General features: G+C 50.4%; 7 protein-coding genes and 2 pseudogenes. 3 read left to right on the forward strand and 6 right to left on the reverse strand.

The window, feature by feature from the left end; translation table 11 throughout:
• Window positions 1-58 precede the first annotated feature (58 nt).
• The 6 genes and pseudogenes from K3T82_RS34830 to K3T82_RS50375 all read right to left on the reverse strand — a co-directional run.
• Window positions 59-763 carry a hypothetical protein gene (locus K3T82_RS34830; protein ID WP_220198089.1) on the reverse strand — a complete coding sequence of 235 codons (705 nt, stop codon included), beginning with the start codon at window positions 761-763 and terminating at the stop codon, window positions 59-61.
• A 550-nt stretch (window positions 764-1313) separates the two neighbouring features.
• A pseudogene (locus K3T82_RS50370) lies at window positions 1314-1558 on the reverse strand (transposase); the annotation flags it as partial.
• A 168-nt stretch (window positions 1559-1726) separates the two neighbouring features.
• The gene (locus tag K3T82_RS49670; RefSeq protein WP_220198090.1) at window positions 1727-4153 is read right to left on the reverse strand and encodes a winged helix-turn-helix domain-containing protein; all 2427 of its coding nucleotides are present in this window, start codon (window positions 4151-4153) and stop codon (window positions 1727-1729) included.
• The gene (locus tag K3T82_RS34845; protein ID WP_220198091.1) at window positions 4150-4923 is read right to left on the reverse strand and encodes a DUF6788 family protein; all 774 of its coding nucleotides are present in this window, start codon (window positions 4921-4923) and stop codon (window positions 4150-4152) included. Before K3T82_RS34845 ends, K3T82_RS49670 begins: the two co-directional genes overlap by 4 nt.
• Window positions 4924-5139: 216 nt before the next feature.
• The gene (locus K3T82_RS34850) at window positions 5140-5478 is read right to left on the reverse strand and encodes a hypothetical protein (protein WP_220198379.1); all 339 of its coding nucleotides are present in this window, start codon (window positions 5476-5478) and stop codon (window positions 5140-5142) included.
• Window positions 5479-5565: 87 nt separating this feature from the next.
• A pseudogene (locus tag K3T82_RS50375) lies at window positions 5566-5927 on the reverse strand (Fic family protein); the annotation flags it as partial.
• Window positions 5928-7467: 1540 nt separating this feature from the next.
• On the opposite strand from K3T82_RS50375, the gene K3T82_RS34860 reads away from it, so the two are divergent.
• Genes K3T82_RS34860 through K3T82_RS34870 form a run of 3 tightly spaced genes read left to right on the forward strand, consistent with a single transcriptional unit; the run spans window position 7468 to window position 12422 of the window.
• Window positions 7468-7758, forward strand: a complete 291-nt coding sequence (locus tag K3T82_RS34860; RefSeq protein WP_220198093.1) for a CU044_2847 family protein — start codon at window positions 7468-7470, stop codon at window positions 7756-7758.
• A gap of 28 nt (window positions 7759-7786) precedes the next feature.
• The gene (locus tag K3T82_RS34865) at window positions 7787-11563 is read left to right on the forward strand and encodes an SUMF1/EgtB/PvdO family nonheme iron enzyme (RefSeq protein WP_220198094.1); all 3777 of its coding nucleotides are present in this window, start codon (window positions 7787-7789) and stop codon (window positions 11561-11563) included.
• Window positions 11556-12422 (forward strand): AAA family ATPase, encoded by an 867-nt coding sequence (locus K3T82_RS34870; RefSeq protein ID WP_220198095.1) that lies wholly within the window; start codon window positions 11556-11558, stop codon window positions 12420-12422. The genes K3T82_RS34865 and K3T82_RS34870 overlap by 8 nt, the downstream gene beginning before the upstream one ends.
• Window positions 12423-12425 lie beyond the last annotated feature (3 nt).

Genomic DNA, 12425 nt, shown 5'->3' on the forward strand with positions numbered 1-12425 from the left:
CAGTGATCATGCTCTTTTTGCGCTCACTATCTACCAAGGGGCGACATTTGAGGGTGAGTTATCCGCGCAATTGTTCGTCAGATGGTACCTGATTGCTTTGCACCACACTTTTTGGGCGGCGTGTCAACGCGAAGATTGCAGTTCCCAGGCCAAGTACCCCAACGATGATGCCGATCGTCCCCAGAAGCGTTCCTGTTGTTCTCGCTTCCTGAAGTTGCGTTTGGAGAGAGGACAGTGTCTCTGTCCCTTGGGGTGTGCTTGCTGTGGTAGCGGAGGTCGTTGAGGGATAGGACACAATTGTTTCGACCTCACCAAATCCATTCGGACTACTGGTGAATTTCTCGTCAATCTTTTGTCCATTGAGCGTCCCGGTGAAATGAAATGTGTACGCGCCTGCCTGTGTGGGAACGAAATAGGACGTATATTTGCCAGGGGCCTCATCACGTGGCTTCAGCGTGAGCGTGAGCGGTGCGGAGCTGCCTGTACTTACCTCCGCCTTTAAGCTCTTGTCCGCATCATTGACAGGATTTGCGACTGGACCATCATCACCTCCGCCCGCAATCTCACAGGTTTTGCCGTTACAAATGGTCAGGTCAAGACTATTTCTGACGCCAACATTCGCTGGCTCTTCAAGGAAACCAACAATGAACGTATAATTGCCTACATGTCGGACTTCATGCGCAGAGGCGGTTGAAAAGGGAACCAGTGCAAGCAAGAGTGCTCCTACAAGAGCGATACTACTGATGACCAAGCGTTTCCGCATGTTATGCTCCTTTTGAAATATCTGTGTAGTTAAGACAGCAGATGTCTTTCGATTGAGGTATGCTATGACGATCTATCAGATATCTCCATATCGTCGCTTTAGCGTACAAAAAGTATGAGCATTTGTCTATTGGGAGAAATACTCAGGGCGGTTCTTGACCCCTAGGGAATTCCATTCATTCACAAAGGAGCGACGCCTGCTCCTTTGTGAAGACGTGAGTAGATAGGGACACACATCAATTGCATCATCTCGATAAGACTTGTGGATTTGGCTGATCTATCGCTTGATACGCTCTTATGCTTGGCACGTATCTGCTCTTCTTCGACAATGGGCAAGAGAGAAATATTGATGGAAGGACGATGCTCAAAGAGGACATGACGTGAAGAGGCCATAGCGACTATAACTCATTTGAACAGTTTTCCCCTTTGAGCAAGACATTGTTAGTATACAGGTAGAGTGTCCTGATGTCTCTTGGGAGATGCCCCTATTTTTGTGGGCCAAGTAGAGAGGCTTTATGAGTCAAACGAACTGCCAGGATCTCTGCCTGACAACGAGCCAGTAGCACCTGGGCCGTTTCAATCAAATTCTTAATGATGTGAAATCGGTCGGCGCATTGAACGGGCGCCTTCTCGCGCAGCGGAAGCATATTCCCCTCCACGATCACGACTGATCACGGCCAGGTCTGGTTGTTGGCGCATCCACGCAGCGGCGATTTCGGCTCGGCGGTTCAGGTAAGAGGTCTACGACGCGATGACTTTCCAGGTTAATGAGGATGCTGCCGAATCGGTATCCACGATGATAATATGCAAAAATCTGAGCAAAAATCATGCATAATCCTCTCTTAGCACTACCACCTCTTCTTCTGAAGAGGTTAGACTCCGTTCCTCTGGCTAGTATAAATACAGTGACGTCCCCCTCCTCGATTCTAACATCGAGGAGGGGACCTCCTAAGAGGAAGCCCGTCTAGAGCAGGGAAAGAGCACGTGCCCGGCTAATCGCCTGCGTGCGGCTAGAGGCACTCAGCTTACCAAGCAGGTTGCTAACATGTTTCTTGACCGTGGGCAACGCGATCACCAGAGTCTGGGCGATGTCCTGATTGGAGGCTCCAGTAGCCAACAGACGCAAGACTTCCTGCTCACGCCGGGTCAGGGAAACATCTGGCGCGGAGAAAACAGCCGATGCCTGCTGCGCAGAGGAAAAAGCAGGTTTGGGAGTGGGTGCCGCCAGGGATGTACCTACACCTTGCTGCTCCTGCTCGAAAACGGCCAGCAGCTTTGAGATGAAGGTCCTGATGGAAGGAGCAAACTCATGCTGCTGGGAGTGCGAAGTGAGCAGTGCTTCAAGTGTCTGGCGCATTGGTTCGCCTTCATCCAGGTACACGCGCAGGTAGCCCTCCGGTTCCGTCAAGGCGAAGAGACGGGCCACGACCTCATAGGCCTGATTGCGCTGTCCAGTCTGATGCAGTGCTACCAGCAACTGGGCCAGATACGTGATGGTGATCCTGACGTTGGTTGGACGATCTAGATGCTTGCGCCACCTCTCTAGCAGGAAAACCGCTTCCGCCCAACAACGACGCGCAAAATATATCCGTATTACAACGGGGAGAGCCTCGTAAGGCCCGCTTCCCTCCCATACTCCTTGAGGAAAGATGATACTTTCAGCCCACTCGGCTGCTGCCTCTAGTTTTCCCTGTGTCAGCCATACCTCCGCTCGCAGCGCCGGCATCCTATCAGGGTAGTCCGCAAAGGGAGCACTCTGCATCAGGCATTCCAGCTCATAGAGAGACTGGTCAGCGAGCAAGTGATCCCCGATAGCAAGTGCGATTTTTACCAGCCAGACGTGCCCCCATGTGAGGAGATCGAGCTGCTGCCAAGCCTTGGCAACCGGTAGCAGCATATGCAGCAGATTGCGCGCCTCCACCAGGCGGTTCCATTGGTACAATACCTGGATCAGGGCAAGTTGGAAATAGCCATTGAGCAGGGTATAGCCTGCGAGCTGTCTGAACAGATTAAGTGCTGTCAGGCTCTCCTCATATGCGATGTGCAGACGTCCTGCCTCTATCGCGCAGAGCACCATCCATTGCCTGATCTTGTAGCTCGCAGGGCTTGGTGCTTCTCGACTCACTCTCTCTTGTGCTAGGAGTAAGTGTGGCAAGAGTCGCGCACCCTCTTGCCGGATCGAGTAGTGGAGGGCAAAGGTGCAGGCGAGCGGGACCATCTGCCAGACCAGATCTTCGTCATGTTCCAATTCCTCTTCAATCTCCTGCTGTCTGCGGCTCAAACGCCCATAGTCCCCACTGGTTGCGACTTCACTCAAGACAAGATACAGGTGGAGCAAGCGCAGACGCCAATGCAGGAGAGTATACTTCACCTCTCGATCTCCAGCAAGGGAGCCAGGGCTTGTCTCCTCGCTGCTCGCATTATGCCCTTGCCACAAAACGCTCTCTATTCGTGCCATGAGTTGCCGTGCCTGCTGATGATACCGTTCGCTCTGCGGCCCGACGGTATTTGCGCCGGTGGCCAGCAGATAGAGCGCGGTTGTGAGTGCCAGCCGAGCATGCTCGCGCACGCTGAGCTCAGGGAGCGCAAAAAACCAGCGCGCTACCGACTCCGCCTCTCCACGCAGCCAGAACTGCTCAACGGTCTGCTCCATGAGCCGCGTTGCCATGGAAAAATCAGACCCGGCAAGCGCATGGGTAATGGCCTCAGTCCACTGCCTCTCGGCCTCATAAAAAACAGCGGCCCGGCGGTGCAAGAGCGACACTCTTTCTGGTTGGTTGGCGTGGAGCACTGAAAGCAGGGTTTCACGAAAGAGATCATGCAGCCGATATGTACGACGCTCTTCATCCAAGGGCATCAGGAAAAGGTTCGCTCGCTCCAGCAACGCGAGCTGTTGCTGACTAACCGCCTTCGTAGGTGCGGCAGTGACAGCCTGACACACAGCAGCGTCCAGACGCGAGAGAATGGCGATTTGGAGTAAAAAGTCGCGTGTATCAGGGGACAAGCATGCCAGGATATCCTCCTGGACATAGTCCAGCAGATATCGCTGACTCCCAGTCAATGTCTCAAGATATGCCATATAATCTGCACGCTTCTGCATGGTAAGGGCGATCAGATGCAGGCCGGCGATCCAGCCCTCCGTCCGGCCCATCAGCCGCAGCAGTGCTTCTTCAGAAAGCGAAGAGAGGAGCATTTTATCCAGAAATTGGCTCGCTTCGCCCATCTGAAAGCGCAGTTCATCCGTGCGAATCTCGGTCAACTGTCCATGGGCTCGCAGACGCGCAAGAGGCAGGTCTGGGTCCACACGGCTGGAAAGGATCAGGTGTAGATAAGCGGGCAGATGCTCTAGGAAGAAGGCCATGCCCTGGTGAATGACTGACTCTTCTATCACCTGATAATCGTCCAGAATGAGAACGATGGGGCAGGATATACCTGTTGGCTTTCCAGTTCATGGAGAAGCACAGAAAGACAGGAGGAGAGCGGTGGTGGCTGAGGCGATTGTAATTGTGCTACGACATTTTCTCCAAAGTTCTCAGCCAGGCTTGGGCATCGACGCAGAGACACGATCAACGCGCCCCAAAAGCGGGTTGGGCTGTTGTCCAGTTCGTCCAGCGAGAGCCATGCTACCTGCGTCTTTTTTTGCCGGTGCGCCCAAACCGAGATCAGCGTGGTTTTGCCCCAGCCCGCCGAGGCAGAGAGCAGGGTCAGCGGGGTCAAAAGCGCTTCATCGAGAGTTGTCAGCAAGCGTTCGCGCTCCACCAGGGTATTTGGCTGTCTCGGCGGAGCAAGTCGGCTGGAGAGCATCATCATTTCCGGCTCTTTCGTAGCCGCAGACGGTTGCGCGCGCAAGAGCGAGTGTGCCGTCTCTTCTAACCGCGAGAAACTGAGGCTTTTCGTTTGTCCGAGATAGCGCTTGCGTGTGCGACCCTCTTTGGTTTGATAGGCATACCAGTATGCTCCTCCACGTGGCCTCTGCTCCTGGTAGACATTGAGCGAGCCTCTTGCGCTGTGGAAGGCAAATGAGGACACTTCATCAAGCCAGGCAAGCCAGGCGGTTTCCTCAGTTGATTGAAAACGTTGCGTCATCTGACCCTGGGTATACCACTCGTAGAGGTGTTGCTCTTTGGACCAGATCAGGGCGTGAAGAGGGGCTCTGGACATTGAATCTTCCTTGCGTCTGCATTGTTCCCAACACCACTTCATTCCTCCCAACGCCAGGAGTATATCAAAGCGGAGTCTTGCTGGCAAGGAGCATCCTGATCGCACGTGACGACCCGATCCCACCCACCTCCTTTTTTCTGCCCCATCTTTCTGGTATGAAAGAGGAATTTCTCGTACTAGAAGAGTGAAGAGAGCTAACGGTGCCGGGACATTTTCTTATCGGCAGCATAACGTGCCAAAAACATGCCTACTGTGCTGATACTTTGCAACGGCGGCGCGGGTGGCGAACCAGTGACGATCTTGCTTACGCGCCTCTAACCTCCCATATCGGGCGGCCCAACTTAACACCTCTGGCTCATATCCAAACTCTCTGGCAAGTTGAGGCAAAGGGAAGGTATCCTCCTCCTCTGTTGCCGGGATCGTTGCGCATGCTTCCAGATAGAGGTCAAGGCTGGCCTCAACGGCCTGATCGATCAGATTAATGAGAGGGTCATAATTGCCAGTATTGCCCTCTTGGAGGGCATGGATATACCGCGCGCGCCACTCTTTGAGCACGAGCGCGGGTGGATATCCCTCATGTATAAGCATAAGATTGAGCAAGAGGCGTCCAACTCTCCCGTTTCTGTCGGGAAAGGGATGAACGGCTTCAAACCCGTGGTGGCAATGGCGGCACGGGTCACGGGATCATACTGCTGGCCCTGCTTCCCTTCAACCCACTTCTCCCACTCCCGCATCAAGCGAGGGACCTCACAGGCCGGAGGTGGAGTCATGTTTGATCCTCTACTATAGACAGGTACCGTGCGCCATACGCCTGCCTGCTCTTCGTCAAGAATGGTGCGCATCACAAGCTTATGCAGAGTTAGAATGACGTCCTGGCTGATACGCTGCCGGTGCTGATGGCCGTTGATGTTCGCCAACTCCACAACATAGTCATAGGCGCGGGCGTGGTTCTCCGTCTCCTTGTACTCTCTGAGTGAATGACCCCTTTCGTGGGGGCGAGCCATATACTGGTCGCGAGGCCTGACGAACTCGCTTATTCAAGGTGGTTGCAATGGCAAGGAACACCAGCCTCCCAGGCGCAACGCGAACCTTTAGCGTTCGTCCCTGGATAGAACATGTCCTCACAGAGCGAGAGACCAACCTATCGGGAGTCTGTTGGATGAGGGGCAGCAATCTGCTATCGTCCGTTCTGCAAGGAATCACATGACGTTTGCGGCTTCAGTCTCTTACTACGGTGTGCGCGGGAGTATAGGAGCCAGAAGCGCAATGATCAGGCCAAGAACTACCAGAAAGCTGAGTGCATAAGGCAGGGATATAGCTTGCGCAATTTGACCAATCATGGGAGGCCCAACCAGCGAACCCGTATAGGACATGGTGCTCACAGCTTCCAGGGCCAGCACAGGAGCCTAATCGGGTGTCCGGCTCGTGGTACAAAAGGCCAGCGGGAGAAGAGAGAGGGAGATGCGCATTATCAATCAAAGATAACATGATTACTCAATATACGTTATATTCATCCAGTACATACTTTTGCAAGGCAGACAGCATGGGATGAGTGTTGCTTGACAATTGTTCTGTTTGAGCATATCCTATATATATACTCAAAATATTCCAATACAGTATCTATCCTGCCAAAAAACTGGGACATCTTCTTAAGAAGATACTTGAGGAATATCATAAGCGCTGCAACGATCTGCTTGAACACTACTTAATCGCCTATGAATAAAAAAAGCACAAGCCCTCCTGTTTTGAGCGACACCGCATTGTTGCGGTCTTGTTTCAAGGCTGTTCCTCCCTGCTACGCATGATATATTCCCAGATGCTTCACAACGTGATTGGTCATATTGACGTAACATGCACAGCCTTCTTCCATCGCTGTATACACAGCAAACAAACAATCAAGGGCTTGATCCGTCGTCACAGTATGCAATGCCCTGTTTTACAGGAATCACATATCGGCGTTTTGAAACAAAACAATGCATAATTACAGAGCAAATGCACAAAGCGACGTCTATTCGGAATACCTCTTTTCGAGTCGGCCGATTTCATTCAGTGAGGTGCAGTCACCAGACCCCACGGCTTTTGCCGGGGGCTTGTATCTCTCCTCACGCTTACCCATGGATCAGGGAAGGATACGTTCGCCGTCAGGACAAGCCTGAACACCACGAGGACGGGTGACAAGCGGTTCAACCAACCGCCACTTCCCGGAGGACGTCGCCCCATACGCAAAAGGGGACGCAGGTTGAGCTCGCGTACAGGGCGTTAACCCTCATGCCAATCCGTGCATGCTGAACAGTCTGGCTGATGCAGGTATCCATGCATCACAAACAGTTTCTCTTGAATCAGAGGAGTGCCTTTGCTCTAGCCTGTTCTTAACATAGACACATTTCTTCGCGAGGCAACACAGGGAAACCGGAAAGGAGAGGGCAGACCCCGCCACCCATGCGCCTGAAAAGGACTCAGCATTCCTCCCCGCGCATGAATGCGGGGGTCTCCTGCCTCGATTTGATGATGACAAACAAGCTCATTAGACTAGAAGACGGCCTATTGGTAGAAGTAGAAATAGGTGGGAATGAGGTACAGCAGATTGCAGGTGGTCTAGCCGAGAAGGTTGATGGCACTATGAACAAAATAAAGCCAATTCTTCTCAAAACCTGTCAACCTATTGTATCAGCTGTGAAAGATTTGTCTCGAGACACCGATCTTGAACAGGTTGAAATTGAAGTGGGATTGAGCTTTGATGTTGAAGGAAATATCTATGTCACGAAAGCAAAGTTTGGGGCAAATGTAGTTATAAAAATGACGCTCAAACAGACTCAACACACTGGAGTTTCGTGAAATGGGGAGTGGATGGAAAAATTCAGTTGTGCTCATCACGAGTAGTGACCATACCGAAAGTCACTTTGGCACGGGTTTTGTCATTTATAATGATGAGCGGCATACCTATCTTGTTACTTGTGCGCATGTTATACGAGAAGTAGGTGGGCCAGAGAAGGTAGAAATCTCAGGTATGCAGGCAAAGGTCATTGCTTTGGGTCCTGAGGATGGGGCAGATATAGCAGTTGTCCGCATTGAGAGGCATTTTGCGAGAGAAACCCTCCCTTTATATGAGACAAGCGCAATAGGAAAACCGTTTCGCACAGCTGGCTTTCAATCAGATGGCAGGCAACATCTCATAAGAGAACTCCATGGTCAACTTGGTGAACAGGTTGGAATACAGCAGAGGCGGCAACAAGAGCGCATCAAAGCCTGGGATCTGGAGGTGACAGATAAGTTTACCTTACAGCCGGGGTATAGTGGTTCACCAGTAGTTAATGAAGACGATCATGTCATAGGAATTGTCAACACACGACGTGGCGAAGGAAAAACAGGGGTTGCGATTTCCGTCGAAGCGCTGAGGAGCATCTGGCAGGAGATGCCAGCGAGCCTCTTTAAGCAAGACAATAAGCACCGCAGGTTTCAAAAGGTACCGGCAACCTTCCCCTATCTTGTACAGGGCAATATCCATCGTCCCCCCCTCCTCCTGAAATCCAGACCACACAATGACTCTTTCGCTGCAATGACATCGGTATTCTTTCAACGGGTGAATAAATCATCGCCTTTCAGCATCCAGCAACCACAAAATAGAACCGTTGATACGATCCTTTCAGAGTGGCTTGCAACCGCTCAATCCGAAAATCCCTTACTCTTCTTTTTCGATTTTACAGCAGACATAGCGTTTGCCTTATCTGAAATTGCCAAACAACTCCCAGAGAGCTTGTGGATCGATGGATCAAGCTTCTATGATAGAGCTCTGGCCACATGGAAAGAGCACGAAGAGCATGCTCTGCAGATAGAGGATTGGCCAACCACCATGTTCCTTGTCGATTTTTCCTCTCTTACACTCACGCATATTGCGGAACAGCTATCTACACCTTCAAGTGATGCAGAACCAACGCCACTTATAAAAAAATTGTCGACATTTCTCAGGTGGGCGAAATCAAAGCAACATCACGTGGTGGTAGCAATACCAAAATACATATTGACTGATACTGATTTTGTGATTCTTCAGCAACAGACTGACGCGCTATTTCTACCAGAAAGACTGTTTGCAGCAGCATATGCCGAGCGTGTCACACTCTGCGAACAACTGCTTAACAGTCCATTGCATTTTCCTGACATACTACATCCACTTGTAAGCGCAAATAGTAGCACGTTGCCAATCGTCATCGCACACTACTTTCGTGATGTAGCAAGAATTCGAGTTGCTCCAGAAAAGGATGAACAGAAAGCGATAGCAATTTTGCTCGATCTCGCGCACTATCTCATGCGCGATGGCTTTTACGAAATTGCTTTTCGGATTGAGCAGTATTGCGTTACACGAAAGGTGATCCAACAAAGTATTCATCTACATGTGGATATCTTTCTCTACGCAGACAATGAAAAAGATCGGATGGTAGGCTCTTTGCCTACTGCCGCTGATTTACCTTTTGTCTTGCAGCACGGAGCGCTTACTGGAGACACCGGCTCAGGGAAAACAACGGCACTCCATCAAATAGAACACCACTGGGCACTCCCCCGTCTGGAAACGATGGGGAAAAGCATAGACACCTATCTGCCGATCTATGTCCCTCTTCTCCCCGCTTCTCCATTTGACTTGCAGCAGCAAATCGAACGCGCCCTGAGCTCAGATCTCTTTACACGCATAGATGTAGGACCGAAACGTTACCCGCTAGAATGTCATACGCTGGTAGCTGGTTTGAAGTCGTTTTTCGCTTTCCAGAAAATATTTTCCTCGCCATTGTTACTTCTATTAGACAACGCCGATGTCTTGACCGTTTTGGACCAGGCACAATTGCAGGATGATATTGATAAACTTGGAACTTCTTCCAGGCAGATAGATATTCTGGTCGCCTTCCGTGAAGGAGCGATGACCCCTCTTCGCCACCGGCACTCTGCCCAATTGCAACCACTGGATGAGGACCAGGTCAATGAATTTCTTGCGAAACGCCGAGGTGACAAGAAGATACACTCACTCCTCTATCAAATCGCCCGGCCCATTTCCTCCTATATACGCAACCCTTTGCTTTTAGGGATGATATGTGATCTTGGCCTTGCATTCAATGACATGTATACAGTGAGCTTACATGATCTTCTCGAACGATATGTGCATCGTGCCCGGTCACAATTGCAACCAGGTTACGCTCAGCGCATTATTGATGAATGGTTACCTGATATTGCCAGGCATGACCTACTTGAAAGTTGGTCCGCCCAGGTTGCCAAAGTTCGTAACGTTCCGGAGCTTATCCTTCTTGCAAGCAAAGTTGGGTTACTCGCCAATAATGCAGGAAATGGAAACGTTCTTGCTTTTCAGTTTGTCTACCTACGTGACTACTTCCTTGCCCGATACATTGCTCATGACATACAGCAAAGGGGCGTCGAACCATCACTGACAGCCTTTTTTCATGACATGCAACGCTGCAGTCTGCCCCCCTTCAGATGGGAAACCGTTTTTAAGATTCTTATCAAACAGTTACAGAAAAAAGATGTTTCTGCTTTTATCGACTTTTTAAGCCTTTCCATGCAAGCACCTCAGCTGGCACAGAGGTGCTTGCTTGAATTGGGGCCAGATATGTTCGGCCTCCCAAGACGTCCAGCGTCTGCACTTGTACAATCAATTGAAGATTGGAACATTCCTTTAGAGAAACGAATAGAAGCAGCCCATGTGTTAGGGAATCTCGACCCACGTATTCCTGACATAGGGCGATTACTTTCGGCTCTGGTAAAGATTGAGCCATCAGAGTTCATGCCTGGCTTTGGAATTGCCAAATATCCAGTCACAAATAAGGAATTTGCCCGCTTTCTCCAGGATCAAGGGTATCAAACCAAAGCATACTGGACAGAGCGAGGTTGGGACTGGTTGCAACGTACCAAAACACTGTATCCACGCTACTGGGGCCATGGACAACTCAATCGCCCAAATTATCCAGTGGTCGGCGTCAACTTTTTTGAGGCAAAGGCTTATTGTATGTGGTTGTCACAATGCTTAGGAGTCCAATGTGATTTGCCATCGGTGACGCAATGGGACCGTGCAGCCCATGGATCGGAGAGATCCTTCGAACTCTTGCTTGCCCTCTACCGAGAAACACTACGCAAAGGGAGTGTGCCAGATAAACATGTCATTCAAAGACAAATAGCGCAACAAAACGCGAAGAAAGTAGCAAGCATGCAACGCCACAAGGCTGCTGAGATTGTTGAAGAGCAGAAAGAACTCGACAGCCAAGTAGAAAGCCTTCTTATCAATGAGCTGATTTCGATAGCAGACAAGGCATTGAAAGACTATCAAGGGCAGATAGGGTCTATGCTGCCAATACCAATAGGTATGCATCCCAGCAATAGCATCGGATGCCACGATTTTTATGGAAATGTCTGGGAGTGGACAAATACGGTCTTTTCTCATGTGGCTAACTATGTTGAAAATGTTCTGACAACTACAGCAGTCTATCCAGGAGAGTCTGCCTTTGTAAAAGGAGGAGCACCAGGCGTCGCCAATAGTGCTATCTGGACCCTTCTCGGTGGTTGGTTCGACCCGTTTGTGCGATTTCACAAGCTAGGTTTTCGTATTGTATCTGTAGCAAATTCTGAGAGGCTTATCCATGGTTAGAGAGGTTACCATTGAAGGCAACGTCATTGTACTCGCTGAACCCGTCCATGTGCCAGAACATTCGTTTATTGGTCGTGATGAAGAGCTGAGTTTATGCCGCATTGCATGGGGTGTCAATGCCCAGGGAGATGATTTTGTCGCTGATGAGAAGCCCCCGCTGCATTTTCGCCTTCAAGGCGCTCCCGGCCTAGGCAAGAATGAGCTTGTCTACGAGATAGCTCGGAAATTGAAGAAGCCGCTCTATATTATCCAAGGGCATGAAGAACTGACCCCTGAAGACCTCGCGTTGGTGTTAACACCTGATCCTATGAATGCTGTCAATGATGGAATTCCACTTATACTGCGCGCTAGCCCCCTTGCTACAGCCCTGTATGATGGAGGATTGTTTTTCTTTGATGAAATCAATCGTGTCCCTGAACGTGCTTTAAGTCCATTATCATCAGTCCTTGATGGTCGGCAGTCTATCTATTCAGCTCTTACTGGTATACACATTGGTGCTCGTGATGAAGAGGCACAAAAGAATTTTCGCTTCTGTTGCGCTCTTAACCCCGGCCTGAGTCAGGCCGGCCATCTACTTCCTGAATATATTGAACAACGCACACTTCCCGTCATCGAGCTGTATCGCCCTCCTTTTGAAGACTTACGAATGATTCTTCAAAAGTCGCTCAACCCAACGCAGGAGTTTTTGGAGGGCTTCGAGAATTGGTATCAGCAGAACCAGAAAGCCGAAATTTCTGTGCGACAGGCGCTCGCCCTCATGAATTATGCCATGAGTTATGAACAGCAAGTAGGCAGAGCAATGCACAAAGCCACTATTTTTGAGAAAATTGCTGGAATTTTCCTGGGGAGGAGGCTGTGATTT

Source organism: Ktedonospora formicarum, from assembly GCF_016587355.1.
Taxonomy (GTDB): Bacteria; Chloroflexota; Ktedonobacteria; order Ktedonobacterales; family Ktedonobacteraceae; genus Ktedonobacter; species Ktedonobacter formicarum.